Source organism: Moritella sp. 28 (assembly GCF_018219435.1).
Taxonomy (GTDB): domain Bacteria; phylum Pseudomonadota; class Gammaproteobacteria; order Enterobacterales; family Moritellaceae; genus Moritella.
In genome coordinates this window covers 1,037,734-1,055,564 of the sequence record NZ_CP056121.1, presented here as the reverse complement: position 1 = coordinate 1,055,564, position 17,831 = coordinate 1,037,734, and the positions used below count along the sequence as shown (strand labels likewise).

16 protein-coding genes are annotated in these 17,831 nt (G+C 39.8%); 11 read left to right on the top strand and 5 right to left on the bottom strand.

The features are described 5' to 3' along the window. Nucleotides 1-73 precede the first annotated feature (73 nt). The 5 genes from HWV02_RS04810 to tig all read right to left on the bottom strand — a co-directional run bounded on the left by HWV02_RS04810 (nucleotide 74) and on the right by tig (nucleotide 6,369). Nucleotides 74-349, bottom strand: coding sequence for an HU family DNA-binding protein (locus HWV02_RS04810; protein WP_211674314.1), 276 nt, complete (start codon nucleotides 347-349; stop codon nucleotides 74-76). A gap of 128 nt (nucleotides 350-477) precedes the next feature. Further along, nucleotides 478-2,829, bottom strand: coding sequence for an endopeptidase La (gene lon, locus HWV02_RS04805; protein ID WP_211689836.1), 2,352 nt, complete (start codon nucleotides 2,827-2,829; stop codon nucleotides 478-480). Nucleotides 2,830-2,983: 154 nt separating this feature from the next. Next, nucleotides 2,984-4,258 carry an ATP-dependent protease ATP-binding subunit ClpX gene (gene clpX, locus HWV02_RS04800; RefSeq protein WP_211678749.1) on the bottom strand — a complete coding sequence of 425 codons (1,275 nt, stop codon included), beginning with the start codon at nucleotides 4,256-4,258 and terminating at the stop codon, nucleotides 2,984-2,986. An 81-nt stretch (nucleotides 4,259-4,339) separates the two neighbouring features. Then, a complete protein-coding gene (clpP, locus tag HWV02_RS04795) occupies nucleotides 4,340-4,963 on the bottom strand; it encodes an ATP-dependent Clp endopeptidase proteolytic subunit ClpP (protein WP_045111436.1) in 624 nt (207 codons plus the stop codon). A gap of 95 nt (nucleotides 4,964-5,058) precedes the next feature. Beyond that, the gene (gene tig / locus HWV02_RS04790) at nucleotides 5,059-6,369 is read right to left on the bottom strand and encodes a trigger factor (protein WP_211674310.1); all 1,311 of its coding nucleotides are present in this window, start codon (nucleotides 6,367-6,369) and stop codon (nucleotides 5,059-5,061) included. 438 nt (nucleotides 6,370-6,807) lie between these two features. On the opposite strand from tig, the gene HWV02_RS04785 reads away from it, so the two are divergent. From HWV02_RS04785 to cyoE, 11 genes are all read left to right on the top strand, one after another. After that, nucleotides 6,808-7,080: a hypothetical protein gene (locus HWV02_RS04785; protein ID WP_211674309.1), complete on the top strand. Its 273-nt coding sequence runs from the start codon at nucleotides 6,808-6,810 to the stop codon at nucleotides 7,078-7,080. Nucleotides 7,081-7,229: 149 nt separating this feature from the next. Beyond that, nucleotides 7,230-8,402 carry a cytochrome c oxidase subunit II gene (gene coxB, locus HWV02_RS04780; protein ID WP_211678748.1) on the top strand — a complete coding sequence of 391 codons (1,173 nt, stop codon included), beginning with the start codon at nucleotides 7,230-7,232 and terminating at the stop codon, nucleotides 8,400-8,402. Between the two features lie 16 nt (nucleotides 8,403-8,418). Next, complete coding sequence (ctaD, locus tag HWV02_RS04775) at nucleotides 8,419-10,041, top strand: cytochrome c oxidase subunit I (RefSeq protein WP_255547074.1); 1,623 nt, start codon at nucleotides 8,419-8,421, stop codon at nucleotides 10,039-10,041. Next, the gene (locus HWV02_RS04770; protein ID WP_211678747.1) at nucleotides 10,041-10,580 is read left to right on the top strand and encodes a cytochrome c oxidase assembly protein; all 540 of its coding nucleotides are present in this window, start codon (nucleotides 10,041-10,043) and stop codon (nucleotides 10,578-10,580) included. Before ctaD ends, HWV02_RS04770 begins: the two co-directional genes overlap by 1 nt. 10 nt (nucleotides 10,581-10,590) lie before the next feature. Then, the gene (locus HWV02_RS04765; RefSeq protein WP_211678746.1) at nucleotides 10,591-11,487 is read left to right on the top strand and encodes a cytochrome c oxidase subunit 3; all 897 of its coding nucleotides are present in this window, start codon (nucleotides 10,591-10,593) and stop codon (nucleotides 11,485-11,487) included. Nucleotides 11,488-11,903: 416 nt separating this feature from the next. Next, nucleotides 11,904-13,154, top strand: coding sequence for a DUF819 domain-containing protein (locus HWV02_RS04760; RefSeq protein WP_211674305.1), 1,251 nt, complete (start codon nucleotides 11,904-11,906; stop codon nucleotides 13,152-13,154). 145 nt (nucleotides 13,155-13,299) lie between these two features. Then, on the top strand, nucleotides 13,300-14,331 hold the full coding sequence (pyrC, locus tag HWV02_RS04755) for a dihydroorotase (protein ID WP_211678745.1): 1,032 nt from the start codon (nucleotides 13,300-13,302) through the stop codon (nucleotides 14,329-14,331). Nucleotides 14,332-14,549: 218 nt separating this feature from the next. After that, nucleotides 14,550-15,290 (top strand): SURF1 family protein, encoded by a 741-nt coding sequence (locus HWV02_RS04750; protein WP_211689835.1) that lies wholly within the window; start codon nucleotides 14,550-14,552, stop codon nucleotides 15,288-15,290. Nucleotides 15,291-15,292: 2 nt separating this feature from the next. Then, the gene (locus tag HWV02_RS04745; RefSeq protein ID WP_211689834.1) at nucleotides 15,293-15,823 is read left to right on the top strand and encodes a hypothetical protein; all 531 of its coding nucleotides are present in this window, start codon (nucleotides 15,293-15,295) and stop codon (nucleotides 15,821-15,823) included. Between the two features lie 25 nt (nucleotides 15,824-15,848). Next, nucleotides 15,849-16,877, top strand: a complete 1,029-nt coding sequence (locus tag HWV02_RS04740) for a heme A synthase (protein WP_211689833.1) — start codon at nucleotides 15,849-15,851, stop codon at nucleotides 16,875-16,877. Continuing rightward, nucleotides 16,874-17,770, top strand: a complete 897-nt coding sequence (cyoE, locus tag HWV02_RS04735) for a heme o synthase (protein ID WP_211678741.1) — start codon at nucleotides 16,874-16,876, stop codon at nucleotides 17,768-17,770. Before HWV02_RS04740 ends, cyoE begins: the two co-directional genes overlap by 4 nt. Nucleotides 17,771-17,831: the final 61 nt, after the last annotated feature.

Genomic DNA, 17,831 nt, shown 5'->3' with positions numbered 1-17,831 from the left:
AACTGCAATACAGTAAATAACAATAAAAACGCACCTCATAGGACGCCTTTACTCAAAAATTAAAATCAATAACTTAAGATTTCAACGCGTCTTTTAATAACTTCCCAGCTTTAAATACGGGTAGTTTAGATGCTGCGATTTGAATCTCTGCACCAGTTTGTGGATTACGACCAATTCGTGCAGCACGATCTCGTACACTAAAAGTACCAAAACCCACTAAAGTAACAGATTCATCTTTTTCTAGTGTTTCTGTTACAGATTCGATCATTGCATCAATAGCACGGCCAGCAGCAGCTTTAGAAATATCAGCTTTAGCGGCAACATAATCTATTAGTTGAGCTTTATTCACTTTCTTCCCCTAATCTTCGTTATTTATATAAATAATCGAACATAAATATGACTAACGTTATTGCGTTTATAACAAGGTTAGAGTGACTATTCAAGTCTAGATAGGCACTCTAACCTAAATCAATCACACTATTTTGATACAACTTCAAAACCGGCGGGACTATTCTCTAGCGCAAGCTCTAGCACTTCCTCAATCCAACGAACAGGATGAATCTCAAGATCGCCAATTACATTGGCAGGGATCTCTTCTAAATCACGTTCATTTTCTTTTGGAATCAAGACACGCTTAATACCACCACGATGTGCTGCAAGTAGCTTCTCTTTCAAGCCACCAATGGGTAATACTTCACCTCTTAACGTGATCTCACCTGTCATTGCAACGTTTGCACGGACAGGATTACCCGTTAAGCTAGACACAAGTGCGGTGCACATTGCAATACCCGCACTTGGACCGTCTTTTGGTGTAGCACCTTCAGGAACATGCACATGAATGTCACGCTTTTCATAAAAGTCACCATTGATGCGTAACTTATCCGCTCGAGAGCGAACAACCGTCATAGCAGCTTGGATAGACTCTTGCATAACTTCACCCAGTGAGCCGGTATAGTTCAACTTACCTTTACCTGGAACAGATGTTGTTTCGATAGTCAATAAATCACCACCGACTTCTGTCCATGCTAGACCAGTGACTTGACCAACACGACTTTCACCTTCAGATTTGCCAAAATCAAAGCGTTGTACGCCTAAATATTCAGACAAATTATCTTGATTGATCGTCACTGATTTAAGTGCTTTCTTCAGCAATATTTGCTTCACTGCTTTACGACATAGTTTTGAAATTTCACGTTCAAGTGAACGCACGCCCGCTTCGCGAGTGTAATAACGGATAATACCCATTATCGCACTATCTTCAATGGTAATTTCTTTTGCTTTTAAACCATTTCGCTCTATTTGCTTGTCCAGTAAATGCTGTTTAGCAATATTCAGCTTTTCATCTTCGGTATAACCCGATAAACGAATCACTTCCATACGGTCAAGTAGCGGACCTGGAATGTTCATCGAATTAGATGTCGCAACAAACATTACATCAGACAGATCGTAATCAACTTCTAGATAGTGATCATTAAACGTTGTATTTTGTTCAGGGTCGAGAACTTCCAATAATGCCGACGCTGGGTCACCACGCATATCCGATGCCATCTTATCAATTTCATCTAATAAGAATAATGGATTGCGCACTTCAACTTTTGCCATTTTCTGGATAAGTTTACCCGGCATAGAGCCAATATAAGTACGACGATGCCCACGAATTTCCGCTTCATCACGTACGCCACCCAGTGCCATACGAACATACTTACGTCCTGTTGCTTTCGCAATCGATTGACCTAACGAAGTTTTACCTACGCCTGGAGGACCGACAAGACAAAGAATTGGACCTTTGAGTTTATTAACTCGGCTTTGTACTGCTAGATATTCTAAAATACGTTCTTTTACTTTATCCAAACCATAATGGTCTGCATCGAGAACTTCTAATGCTTTGCCAATATCTTTTTTAACTTTTGAACGTTTCTTCCAAGGAACTGAAATCATCCAATCGATATAACTACGTACTACAGTTGCTTCTGCAGACATAGGTGACATCATTTTTAATTTATTTAATTCAGCAATGGTTTTAGCTTTAGGTTCAGCAGGCATTTGCGCTTGCTCAATTTTCTCAGCCAATTGTTCAAATTCATCAGTACCATCTTCAGACTCACCAAGCTCTTTTTGAATAGCTTTCATTTGCTCATTCAAATAATATTCGCGCTGGCTTTTTTCCATCTGCTTTTTAACACGTGTACGAATTTTCTTTTCAACGTGTAATAGGTCGATTTCAGATTCCATCTGTGCCATTAAGAATTCAAGACGTTCTGCAACGTTACTTAACTCTAATACCACTTGCTTGTCTTCTAATTTCAATGGCATGTGAGCAGCCATTGTATCAGCAAGACGCGCAGCTTCATCGATCGCGGTCACTGAAGTTAAAACTTCAGCAGGGATCTTTTTGTTTAATTTGATATAACCTTCAAACTGGCCAATTGCAGATCGAATAAGTACATCTTCTTCTTCATCAGATACTGATTCAGAGATAATATATTCAATCTCGGCTTGGAAGTAATCATCGCTATCACTCAAGCTATTTAATTTTGCTCTTTGTGTGCCTTCGACCAATACTTTAACCGTACCATCAGGCAATTTTAACATTTGTAAAATATTAGCGACTGTACCCACGCTATTCAGATCATCAACTTGGGGATCATCTTGAGCTGCATCTTTTTGTGCAACTAAAAATATTTGCTTATCTGTATCCATTGCGGCTTCAAGACAACGAATTGACTTTTCTCGGCCAATAAACAAAGGGATTACCATGTGGGGATAAACCACAACATCACGCAATGGCAATACAGGTATATCTACGCGTTCCGTACGCTCAAAACTCATCTTGTCCTCACTTATAAAACTGGACTAAGGGCTAATATTGAATATATAGGGGTTATTACTCAACAATCAATGCTAGAGGCTAAAAATATGAAAAATAATATAAAAAAAGGGGCATTGAGCCCCTTTTTAATATTAAGTGTTTAAAAATCTAACACTAATCTGCTGACACAGCCTTGTTCTCTGTATTTTCATAAATCAAAATTGGTGCTGATTCTGCATTAATTACAGATTCATCAATCACAACTTTGCTAACATCTTCAACAGAAGGTAGGTCATACATAGTATCCAGTAAAATGGCTTCTACGATTGAACGTAAGCCACGAGCACCCGTATTTCGAGACATCGCTTTTTTTGCAATTGCAATAAGTGCATCTTCACGGAACTCTAGGTCAACACCTTCTAAATCGAATAGTGCAGCATACTGTTTAGTCAGTGCATTTTTCGGTTCTGTTAAGATCTGAATTAATGCACTTTCATCAAGTTCTGTTAATGTCGCAGTCACAGGTAAACGACCGATAAATTCAGGGATAAGACCGAATTTAACCAAATCTTGTGGTTCAACTTTAGCGAAGACTTCAGATAAAGTTGCTTTCTCAGCTTCACCTTTCACTTCAGCTGTAAAACCAATACCACTATTAGTGTTAGTACGCATTTCAATAACTTTATCTAAACCAGCAAATGCACCACCACAGATGAATAAGATCTTAGATGTATCTACTTGTAAAAACTCTTGTTGAGGATGCTTACGACCACCTTGTGGTGGTACTGAAGCAACAGTCCCTTCAATCAGTTTTAACAATGCTTGCTGAACACCTTCACCCGATACGTCACGAGTAATAGATGGATTATCAGATTTACGCGAAATTTTATCAATTTCATCGATATAGACAATACCACGTTGGGCTTTTTCTACGTCATAATCGCATTTTTGCAATAATTTCTGAATAATATTTTCAACATCTTCACCAACATAACCAGCTTCAGTTAATGTTGTTGCATCAGCCATAGTAAAAGGAACATCAAGAATACGTGCTAGTGTTTCAGCCAATAATGTTTTACCACTACCAGTTGGACCAATTAACAGGATATTACTCTTACCTAGTTCTACACCATTTGATGTATCGCCATTGCGTAAACGCTTATAGTGATTGTATACCGCAACAGCTAACACTTTCTTAGCATGCCCTTGACCAATGACATAATCATCGAGCTTGCTACGAATTTTATGCGGTGTAGGTAATTCATCACCTTCACGTTTTGGTGCAATTTCTTTAATCTCTTCACGAATAATATCGTTACAAAGATCAACACATTCATCACAAATGTAGACAGATGGGCCGGCAATTAACTTACGTACTTCATGTTGGCTTTTGCCACAAAAAGAACAATAGAGTAATTTACCGTTATCCCCACTTTTTGTTTCTGTCATTCGATAACCTCATATTACAGGTAAAAGCCCAATGCCTAATCTTCATTATGGCTAAAAGACAATCGACCTGTCAAAAATTACTTAATCACGTTTTGTAATTACTGAATCAATCAGACCATAATCCATCGCTTCAGCTGACGTCATGAAATTATCACGATCCGTATCTGTAGCAAGACGATCATACTCTTGACCAGTATGTTCAGCTAATATTTCATTTAATTTACGCTTAGTTTTAATAATTTCATTCGCGTGAATTTCAATATCAGATGCTTGGCCTTGATAACCACCTAAAGGTTGGTGGATCATGATTTTAGCATTCGGTAATGCGTGACGCTTACCTTTTTCACCACCAGCAAGTAGGAAAGCGCCCATACTCGCAGCCATGCCCATACAAATCGTAGACACGTTTGGCTTAATAAATTGCATGGTGTCATAAATTGACATACCAGCGCTCACAGAACCACCTGGCGAATTAATATAAAGGAAAATATCTTTATCTGGGTTTTCTGATTCTAAGAAAAGTAACTGTGCAACAACAAGGTTCGCCATATGATCTTCGACCTGACCAGTCAAAAATATTACACGGTCTTTTAAAAGTCGAGAATAAATGTCATAAGAACGCTCACCTTTAGCTGTTTGTTCAACAACCATAGGTACTAACGCGTTTGACGGCGACTCTGTGATATTATTAAAGAATTGTGACATATTATCATCCCTAAATAAAAATGGCCCAAGTGAAATACCCCCCACTCGAGCCATTATAGCGCTTAATTACGTATTTTGTTCAATCTAATAAACAATTATGCGTTTTGAGTCGCTTTATTCATTAGCTCTTCAAACGCAACTTCTTTCTCTGTTACATTTGCTTTTTCTAAAACTAAATCAATAGCTTGGTCTTCAACAGCTACATTACGAACGTTTTCTAAAGCTTGGTCGTTGTCTTTGTAGTGTGCGATAACTTCAGCTGGGTCTTCGTATGCAGAAGCCATAGATGCGATCATGTCTTGAACACGTGCGTCATCAGCTGTGATTTCGTTTACTTTGATGAATTCACCAAGAACTAGACCGATTTTAACACGACGGCTAGCTTGCTCTGTGAATAGTTCATCAGGAAGTTCTGGTGCGTTTTGTGGTGCCATTTGGCCAAAACGTTGCATAGCTTGTTGACGTAATGTAACGATTTCTTGCTTAATTAATGCAGCAGGAATTTCGATGTCATTTGTTTCAACTAGTGCGTCAAGAACTTTAGTTTTTGTATCAGCTTTGATAGCTTGCTCAAGTTCACGGCTCATGTTTTTGCTGATTTCAGTTTTTAGAGACTCAAGCGTACCGTCTTCAACACCGAATTTACCAACGAACTCAGCGTTAATTTCTGGCAGCTCTTGTGCTTCAACAGCGTTTAGCGTGATAGCGAAACTTGCAGTTTTACCTTTTAGGTTTTCTGCATGGTATTCTTCAGGGAAAGTTACTTCAACAGTGAACTCTTCGCCTGCAGATTTACCTACGATGCCTTCCTCGAAACCAGGGATCATACGACCTTGGCCCATAGCTAGTGTAAAGTCTTCAGCTTTGCCGCCTTCGAATTCTTCACCGTCGATGCTACCGTTGAAGTTAACTTTAACTTGGTCGTTAGCTTCAGCAGCGCGATCTGCAGTAACCCACTCAGCGTGTTGCTTACGTAAAGTTTCGATCATGCCATCAACATCAGCGTCTGTTACTGAAGATACTGATTTTTCGATTTCGATTGCTTCGATACCAGAAACTTCAAACTCAGGGTAAACTTCAAGCGTTGCAGTGAAAGAGAAGTCTTCGCCTTCTTTAACTTGTGCAGGCTCTAGTGTTGGTGCGCCAGCTAAGTTTAATTTTTCAGCTACGATTGCTTCGTAGAAGTTACGTTGCATAATTTCACCAGCAACTTCTTCAGCTACAGCAGCACCAAAACGTTTTTTGATTACTTTAGCTGGTACTTTACCTGGACGGAAACCGTCGATACGTTGAGTTTTTGCTAAACCACGTAAACGGTTTTCGATTTCTTTGCTAACTGTTGCAGCTGGAACTGTGATAGTTAAACGGCGCTCTAGGCCTTGAGTCGTTTCTACAGAAACTTGCATTTAGATACCTCTAATGAATTTATTAACATTTCCAACTGGAAATTTATGACGCGATATTATAACTAGCAGCAAGAATAAAATCGAGCATTGCGACTCTAAATAACGCTTTAATATTTTTATTTGCTTATAATGTATGGATGAAAAGTCAGAATTCAAGAATAAAAATGATTTTTATGGATAAATAAGATGAAAAACAGGAAATTTATTGTTTTCAATCTTGAGTTTGGTTAATTACTCGCCATCCCTTTATCGCGTTAATCAATTCCATCACCAAGTACTCACCCCTCTCCTTACCTTAAATTAAAGCAATCGCCGCAAGGTATCAAACAGCTCGTATTTAGGTCTCAACGTTAAAGATTGAAATTTACACTATAATATCTTTTAAGCTGTTCACATTAATCTTCTTCGAATCATCAACAATAATATTTAGGGGTTGCTATGACTATTATCGAAATTGAACGTATCTTTTTAGACTTTTCGAATCAGCTAGAATTACTCAAAGAGAAATACCCTAATCCAGAAATGATTCAGCATATTGATAATCTCATGACCGATACACAAATCATCAAGCTAAAAGTGATGCGCTTAGACAGCGTTAAAGAACAAGACAAGCTGGACCTATCGTGCTCAGTCTCTAATCACATTGCTAAATTGCAGAAACAAATTACAGCGCTAAAACAATCATTTGAAGTAATCACCTTTGAGGCATAAAAAAAGATAGAAACAACATTATCTGAGAAACAAAGTCACACATTTAACATTTCTGTAACTATACTTTGGCAAATAACAGTGGATTGTTAGATGCTTAGGGCTGTAGCAGCGAATTAACACAATTCACTCATTATCTAATCTATATCGTTATGGATAATTTTGAGGGAGGTTATGTGCGCTTATTCAAACCAAAAAAAATAATAAACACATTTATGCTAGGGATAGTTTCAACACCATTATTTGCTCAGCAGTCAAATATAAATATGACTGAGGGGGTCACAGGGATAAGTAATACCGTATACAGTTTACATATGACAATTTTGTACATTTGCATAGCCATAGCCTTCATTGTGTTTGGCGTCATGTTTTGGTCCTTATATAGTCATCGAAAATCCAAAGGCGCAGTGTCTGCCTCATTCCATGAAAGTACAACAGTTGAGATAATTTGGACTGCGATCCCCATCGTTATCTTAATTGGTATGGCGATCCCATCAACACAAGCGCTAATCTTAATGGAAGATACCACTAAAGCTGATATCACCATTCAAATCACCGGTTCACAATGGAAGTGGCACTATCGTTATTTTGACCATGACCTTGAGTACTATAGCCGTTCAACCACCAGCCAAGCTGAAATCAACAACGAAATAGAGAAACAACCTCACTACCTAAATGAGGTGGATAATCCACTCGTATTACCAATCAATAAAAAGGTCCGTTTTCTAATCACGGCTGATGATGTCATTCACTCATGGTGGGTGCCTGCATTTGCAGTGAAAAAAGACGCGAACCCCGGCTTTATTAATGAGGCTTGGACCAAAATAGACACACCCGGAACTTACCGAGGCCAATGTGCCGAATTATGCGGTAAAGACCATGGCTTTATGCCAATTGTGGTCACGGCATTAGAACCTGCAGCATTTGATGATTGGTTAGCCCAAGCGCAGATCACGGCAAAGCAGCAGTTACAAGCGGAACAACAAAGTTTAACGAAAACCATGGATATGCCGACCATGATGAAGATCGGAGAAGAGGTATATAATCGGACCTGTGCCGCTTGTCACCAAGTTGCTGGACAAGGTATTCCAGGTGCATTCCCAGCATTACAGAATAGTCCTATCGCACTGGGTGATATAGATAAACATATCAATGTTGTTCTTCAAGGCGCTTCCGGTACTGCAATGGCATCATTCGCAAAACAACTAACCAAAAAAGAACTCGCGGCAGTGATCACTTACGAACGCAATGCATGGGGTAATAATACCGGTGATATTATACAACCCTCACAAATAGATGCGGCATTAAATAGTATCAATCAGTAATTCAAGGGATAGAAAAATGAGTGAGATACAATTAAAAGATAATGCTGATCAAACCATCTTGGATGTGCCAGCAATAAAAATACAAACAGATCACCATGGTGCCCCCCATGGGTATAAACGGTGGTTATTTTCAACCAATCATAAAGATATCGGTACATTATATCTGTGGTTTAGTTTGACCATGTTTTTCATCGGGGGAGCGATGGCAATGGTCATTAGGGCTGAGTTATTCCAACCCGGTTTACAATTAATTGAACCCAATTTTTTCAATCAAATGACCACGTCGCACGGTTTAATTATGGTCTTTGGGGCTGTCATGCCTGCTTTTGTAGGACTTGCTAACTGGATGCTACCGCTTATGATTGGTGCGCCAGATATGGCATTGCCACGGATGAATAACTGGAGTTTTTGGATCCTACCTTTCGCATTCTCTTTATTACTATTGTCATTATTTACCGAAGGCGGCGGGCCTAACTTTGGTTGGACTTTCTACCCTCCGCTATCGACTCAATACAGTCCTGACAGTACCGCCATGTTCGTATTCTCTGTCCACTTAATGGGGATCAGCTCAATTATGGGCGCGATTAACGTCATCGTTACCATCTTAAATATGCGCGCACCTGGAATGACATTGATGAAAATGCCCATGTTCGTATGGACTTGGCTCATTACTGCATTTTTATTAATCGCCGTCATGCCCGTTCTTGCTGGTGCGGTCACCATGATCCTAACCGATAAATACTTTGGTACCAGTTTCTTTGATGCTGCAGGTGGTGGTGATCCGGTGTTATTCCAGCATGTCTTTTGGTTCTTTGGTCATCCCGAAGTATATATCATGATTTTACCATCATTTGGTATCATCTCGGCGATTGTTCCCGCATTTGCACGTAAGCAATTATTCGGTTACCACTCTATGGTCTATGCAACCGTATCCATTGCTATTCTTAGCTTTACCGTATGGGCTCACCATATGTTTACCGTTGGTTTACCGCTGGCTGCTGAATTGTTCTTTATGTATTGTACCATGCTCATTTCTGTGCCAACTGGGGTGAAAATATTTAACTGGATAGCGACCCTCTGGCGTGGCTCCATTACCTTTGAAGTACCCATGTTATTTTCACTCGCATTTATCGTATTATTTACTATCGGTGGGTTTTCGGGATTGATGCTGGCCATTACACCTGCGGATTTTCAATACCATGATACTTACTTTGTTGTGGCCCATTTTCATTATGTGCTCGTGACTGGTGCTGTTTTTTCTATTATGGCTGCCGCTTATTATTGGCTACCAAAATGGACCGGATACATGTTTAATGAAAAGCTTGGTAAGTGGCATTTTTGGTGCTCACTAATATCCGTCAATATCCTATTTTTCCCGATGCATTTCTTAGGTCTTGCAGGTATGCCACGTAGGATCCCAGATTACGCACTGCAATTTGCCGACATAAATAAAATAGTCAGTATTGGTGGTTTCCTATTTGGCCTTTCACAAATCATCTTTGTCGCAGTTGTGATAATGGCTGTTCGTGGTGGTAAAAAAGCCCCCTCAAAACCTTGGGAAGGTGCTGAAGGATTAGAATGGACCGTGCCATCTCCAGCGCCATATCACACTTTTGATACACCACCCGAGGTGAAATAATGACAACACCTAAAATGAAAAAGCAATTACGGCTATTAATATTCAGCGTCGTTGGTATGTTCGGTTTTGGTTTTGCACTCGTCCCTCTTTATGATGTATTTTGTGACATTACAGGACTAAATGGTAAAGATTATAGCCGCTCAACGACAGTGCCGGTATCAAGTGTTGACGAGTCACGCACGGTTAAAGTTGAGTTCGTCACTTACTTAAATAAACAATTACCTTGGTCATTTAAACCTGAAATCAGGAGCGTGGTTCTACATCCAGGCGAACGCTATCAGGTTAGTTTTGTTGCCATTAACCAAAGTGACCAAGATACATTCGGCCGTGCAGTGCCTTCTATCTCCCCTGGTTATGGTGCGCAATATTTGGTAAAAACAGAATGTTTTTGTTTTCAAGAACAGATGTTAACTGCAAACGAAGAAGCAATGATGCCGCTGATCTTTTATATTGACCCTAATATACCATCCGATATATCAACGTTAACCCTCGCCTACACCCTATTTAAAAATGAACCGACAGAAGTAGCTATGCGCTAGGAGCCCTTTAATGCAAGATAATAATGAATATGCCAAAGCCCCAAAAAACTACTATGTTCCAGCAAGTAGTATTTGGCCTTTCGTCGGTGCTATCGCGCTCTTTATTATTGCCATCGGTGCGGCAACGACAGTTCAGCAAGTAGATAAAGACGGTAGTAACAGCGGGATACCTATTTTATTAATAGGCATTGGCATACTGCTGTTTATGCTCATTAGTTGGTTTAGAAATGTGATAACCGAATCAATGAACGGGCTGTACAATCAGCAGCTTGATCGTTCTTTCAGAATGGGCATGTTATGGTTTATTTTTTCAGAAGTTATGTTCTTTATCGCGCTCTTCGGGGTATTATTTTACCTGCGTAATCTATCTATACCTTGGTTAGGCGGTGAAGGAAATAATGCCATGACTCATGCTGTGATTTGGGCTGATTTCATACCTCACTGGCCATTAACAATCACACCCGACGGACGAGAAACACAAGCCATGCCTTGGTATGGTTTACCGCTAATCAACACCATTATCCTGATTAGTTCATCGGTAACGTTACACTTTGCCCACCACAGCCTGATAGCAACACAACGTACAAAGTTAGTCATTTGGCTATCCATAACCGTTGCTTTGGGGGTTACTTTCTTATTTTTTCAAGCTGAAGAATATGTACATGCTTACCACGCATTGTCATTAAAATTTGATTCTGGTGTGTATGGCAATACTTTTTATTTACTCACAGGCTTCCATGGCATGCACGTAACGCTAGGTGTCATCATGCTTACCGTCATGTTATTTCGTATTATCAACGGGCATTTTACTCCGGGTAAACATTTTGCTTTTGAAGCGTCTGCTTGGTATTGGCATTTTGTCGATGTTGTGTGGATAATTCTGTTCATTTTTGTCTATATTGTTTAATCATAAACAAGCCTGACTATCACGAATATCTAACCCTCTAAACGATACTTAAATAAGTATAGTGATGAGGGTTAGATCACAGTTAAACACTTTTCTATTTATCCCTGTTTATTTTAGGCCGCTCATATCTACCTCTTTAGGCTACTAATTCCTGTTTTGTGATCTCACTTCAATCCACGTAACCACAGCGCCAGCGTGTACCAATTTCATGCAAATAAGGCTCTTTTCATACAAATAACACTTAAGATGCATACAATTCGACCCTGCGCACCAGGCGAAATATAATTCCAATTAAATTAAAGTAAATAACTACAAACTCTTCCAGTTGCTCAATAAGCAGTGATTAATGTATATTTCAATTCGTAATTTAGTTATTCATTACGCTTTTTATATACGTTAAACTGACAAGGAAGAAGATGGAAAATTCAATCAATCTTATTACCAACGATGCTGTAGTTATGGGTTTACTCGCAGTAATTTTGGGCGCGGTGTTCGTTACTGAAAAAAGTGAACATCCTTTTTGGAAGAAGTTTTACAAGTTCGTTCCAGGCCTCTTGTTATGCTATTTCCTCCCGTCACTACTTAATACGTTTGGAATTATCGATGCAAGCTCATCGAATCTTTACTTTGTCGCTAGCCGCTATTTATTACCAGCAGCGTTAGTGCTACTGATAATATCCGCTGATTTAAAGAAGATCATGGGCCTAGGGTCTAAAGCGATTATTATGTTCTTAACGGGCACTTTCGGTATCATGATTGGTGGCCCAATCGCGATTATTATTATTGACCAAATAAATCCTGACCTTGTGAGTGGCGATGTATGGCGTGGCCTAACGACAGTTGCCGGCTCATGGATTGGCGGTGGTGCGAATCAAGCCGCGATGAAAGAAGTATTCACTGTTGATGATAATTTATTCTCAGCAATGATCACTGTCGATGTTATCTGTGCCAACATTTGGATGGCCATTTTATTAGTCATGGCAGGTAACCAAAAACGCATGGATAAATGGCTTAAAGCTGATACGAGTGCGATTGATGAACTAAAAGCAACAGTTACAAAATATGAAAAAGAAAATGCACGTCCAATAACAACCACAGATATAATGTCAATTGTTGCAGTTGGTTTTGGTTTAACAGGTCTTGCACATTACTTCAGTGATAAAATTGCACCTTGGATTCAAATTAATGCACCTGAGCTTGCAAAATACAGCTTAACATCAGGCTTCTTTTGGTTAATTGTATTGGTAACAACATTTGCACTGATTGCGTCTTGCCTACCAATGTCGCGTAAGCTTGAACATGCAGGAGCCTCAAAAGTGGGTTCTGGCTTTATTTATATCCTGGTGGCAACCATTGGTATGAATATGGATATCACAGCTATTTTTGAAAATCCTGGTTACTTCTTCATTGGTATTATCTGGTTATCAATCCATGCCATTCTAATGATTGTTGTCGCTAAAATGATCCGTGCACCCTTGTTCTTTATGGCGGTAGGTAGTCAAGCTAACGTCGGTGGCGCTGCATCAGCACCCGTTGTTGCCGCTGCATTTCATCCATCATTAGCACCAGTGGGGATCTTACTTGCTGTAATGGGTTACGCATTAGGAACGTACGGGGCTTATATTAGTGGTTTGATGATGCAATGGGCTGCTAGCTTCGGTATGTAATTACATATATATAATAGAGGCCAAGTAAGCTAAAATTAACTATAGGCTTACTTGGTTTCGTCTTTTATCATCAATTAAGACTGCGTCTTTGACTTCCCCTACATTACTCTTTAGAATCTGCGGAAATTAGCGATGGAGAAATCAAATGGAAACTTTAACAATCACCCGCCCAGATGACTGGCACCTACACCTTCGAGATGGTGATGTTTTAAAACATACTGTTGCTGACATTAGCCGTTACATGGGTCGTGCTATTATCATGCCTAACCTTGTACCGCCGGTAACTAATGCTGAGATTGCCCAAGAATACCGCCAACGTATCTTAGCTAACGTACCAGCCGATTCTTCATTTAGTCCATTAATGACTATCTATCTTACCGATCAAACAACTGCTGAAGATATCCGCGCAGCAAAAGCAACCGGAATTGTTTATGCGGCAAAGCTTTACCCAGCTGGCGCAACAACAAATTCATCATCGGGTGTAACATCAATTAAGAATGTTTACCCTGCACTACAAGCATTAGAAGATGCAGGAATGCCATTGCTATTACATGGTGAAGTAACAGATGCTGACATTGATATCTTTGACCGTGAAAAGGTTTACCTAGATACAGTATTAAAACCAGTTATTGCTGATTTTCCAAATTTAAAGATTGTACTTGAGCATATTACCACTGCGGATGCAGTTGAATTTGTAAATAATGCCAGTGACAATATTGCAGCTACTATCACAGCACACCATTTATTATTCAACCGTAATCATATGCTAGTGGGCGGTATTAAACCTCACTACTATTGTTTACCAATCTTGAAGCGTAATACGCATCAAGCAGCATTAGTTAAAGCAGCTACAAGCGGTAGTAATAAATTCTTTCTTGGTACAGATTCAGCACCACATTCCGATGACAAAAAAGAGTCAGCTTGTGGTTGTGCTGGCGCTTATACTTCACATGCTGCGATTGAGCTTTATGCAGAAGTATTTGAGCAAGAAAGTGCACTTGACAAATTAGAAGCATTCGCAAGCTTCAATGGTCCTGACTTTTATAACTTACCACGCAACGCTGACACTATTACGCTAGAAAAATCGGCATGGAAAGTACCTGAAACGTTACCTTTTGGTAACGCTAAAATGGTGCCAATCAGAACAGGCGAAACTATCGCCTGGCAAGTAAAATAACGCACGATTGAGTTGACCTTAATCTCACGTTAATCATTACAATTCTGATGACACCTCTATCCCAGCGTCCTTCGCTGGGATATTCATCTGTAAGCTGTTAATTAAATTTAACTTTATACTGTTTTCTTACCAATTTATAAAAACATATCTATCCTTAATTGTATGCTCAAAATGGGCGTTTATAACATTATCCAAGCCGTTATTTTTTAAGGTTAAATATGCAGACTTTATTTAGCACTATGCAATGCTATAAATTCTCCAAACGCTTAATCAGTTTTGTTCTGTTTAGCCTACTCGCGATTGTCGTTTGTATAAAATTAGGATTATGGCAAATCTCCCGTGCACAAGAAAAACAAGCGCTATTAGATATCAACCAACCGGCACTCACATCTCTCACTCAAATAACCGCAGACAGCCTGCATCGAAAGGTATCTTTATACGGTTATTTTGAGAATGAAGCACCGATATTATTAGATAATCAAACTTACAATAAACAGTTTGGATATCACTTGTATCTTCCCTTTCACAGCGATAAACAAATTATTCTCGTTAACCTTGGTTGGTTACCTGGTTCAGCGTCACGTTCATTGCTACCTGATATTCCACTACTGACAGGACATTATCAGTTAGACGGGACTTTAAGTGCACAGCAAGGTTCACCTTTGCTTCTCGGTGATAATATCGCACCTACAACACAAGGACCTTTGGTTATACAGCGTACCGATATACCTCAGCTACGGACTACGCTAAACATGCCACTCAATCCACTACTATTACAGCTAAATCCAGACACGCAAATCGGCTTTATCAAAACATGGACGATAACGGTCATGCCTCCCGCTAAACATACGGCTTATGCAGTCCAGTGGTTTGCTTTAGCATTAGCGTTAAGCCTATCTAGCGGTTATTGGTTAAAAAGACATCAAACTCAATATAAGAAAATGCAAGATAAGGATTAGTCATGCAGAAAAAGCCATTATTCATCATCATGGGTTTATTTATAGCGCCCATTTTAATCGCTAAATTAGTGCTAGTTAATGACTGGTACCAAGGGGCGAAAACCAATACAGGAAAACTCTTATCACCACCGCTAACCATGTCACAGCCACCACAAGCATGGTTACTGCTCTATAATCCAAGTGATAGATGCGCACAACAATGCCAACAGAGTTTATGGCAAATGCAGCAAGTACATACATTACTGGCCGCCGAAGGAACGAGAGTACAGCGCTACCTAACGAAATACCCAGTAACAGTCATACCACCAGCAAACTTATCTCGCGATCACGTTGAAATACCAGCCCTAGAAAAATTGCAATTAAGTGAGATAAACCAAAACCAATTATCCACGGATACACTATATTTAGTTGATCCGCATGGAAATATCTTTATGCGCTATCAATACCCCGCAGATAGAGCGGCGGCAATAAAAATATCAGCGGGCTTATTAAAGGATTTAAAACGCTTACTTAAAATATCTAAAATTGGATAAGTCAGCGAATATACAAGGATTGTCTATGTCAAAACTGCTCAACCTGACGATACTACTTGCCTTTCTAGTGATTGCACTAGGGGCTTATACGCGCTTAACCGACGCTGGGCTTGGTTGCCCTGATTGGCCGGGCTGTTATGGTTTTAACTCTGTCCCTGCCAACGCACAAGATATCGCATCAGCTCAATTAGCTTATCCTGATAACCCACTGCATACCGAGAAAGCATGGAACGAAATGATCCACCGCTATATTGCAGGACTATTAGGCATACTTATCCTGCTTATTTTCATCACTTGTGGCAAGCGTAAACAACAAGTTCCATTAGCGACTTTGCTAATCTTGTTAGTGCTATTTCAAGCTGCTTTAGGTATGTGGACAGTGACTATGAACTTGCAACCCATTATTGTCATGGGGCACCTATTAGGCGGGTTTAGTATTTTAGCACTGCTTGTATTACTTCGATTACGGCTATCCAATATAAAAGGGACACTCATCCAAGCTACGCAAACACTAAATAACAAGGTTATATTACCAACACAGCGGCAACGGTTGATCCGGATCCAATTATATTGCGGCATTGCCCTGCCGATATTAATCATTCAAATTGCACTCGGTGGCTGGACAAGCTCAAATTACGCCGCCATTGTCTGCACTGACTTCCCAATATGCAACGGTGACTGGCTCAGCCGTTTTAACTTTAGCGATGTATTTAGCCTGAGTCCTTTGGCCGAAACTTATCAATACGGTGTGCGCGATACGATCGCCAGAATGAATATTCATGTTACTCATCGGATTTGGGCTGGTGTGACCTTCATTTTTTTACTATTAACCGCCTATCAATTATTTAAATCACAACCTGAAAAAAAAATCCGCCTTACGGCCAAAGTACTCGTTATCGTTTTATGTTTACAAGTCAGTCTGGGGATAGCAAACGTGTTTTTTCAATTACCACTGAGCATTGCTGTGGCACATAATTTAGTCGCTGCGATCCTACTCATCACCTTAGTAACCCTACTTTGGTTAAACCAACAGCAACTGCAAGAGGTGTTATGAATACGCAATCAATCAAATTAACGCTCACACCAAACTGGCGCGCATATTATCAACTAACGAAACCCAAAGTCGTTGCCTTATTGTTATTGACCGCTTTAGTCGGGATGGTACTCGCCTTACCCGATTTACCTCCACTCAGTTTATTAGCTCCTGCATTAATCGGCATAGGGTTACTTTCTGCCGCCGCCGCAGCATACAATCATATTCTTGACCAGCGTATTGACGCCATCATGACCAGAACCCACCACCGGCCATTAGTACAAAATACCATTAGCACACCAAAAGCATTATTTTTTGCTACAAGTATGGCAATAATCGGTATGGCAACACTCTTTGTATTTGTAAATGCGTTAACCGCTTGGTTGACCTTTGCCAGCCTGATTGGTTATGCCGTCATTTATACTATGTACTTGAAGCGAGCTACACCACAAAATATCGCGATTGGCGGGCTAGCTGGTGCAACACCACCGCTGCTTGGCTGGACCGCAATGACGGGAGAAGTGACTGGGCAGGCATTATTATTGGTGATGATTATTTTCATTTGGACACCGCCACACTTTTGGGCACTGGCCATCCATAAAGAGAAAGAATACGCCAAGGCCAAGATACCTATGTTGCCCGTTACTCACGGCGCTGAGTACACTAAGACTCTGATATTGCTTTATACACTGCTATTACTCCCTGTAACCTGGCTACCTTGGCTCACCCAGTTAAGTGGTCTACTCTATTTAACTGGTTCTACTATCCTAGGGATAAGTTTTATTTATTACGCTTATCGCTTAAAATTCAGCCCTACGCGTAAAACTGCATTCCAAACATTTAAATTCTCAATCATACATTTAATGATGTTATTTATATTATTATTAGTTGATCACTGGATTATTAATTATTAACAGAAAAACACCCCAGCCACACTAAGCCATTAATTATTAAAGGTAATAATGACCACATAAA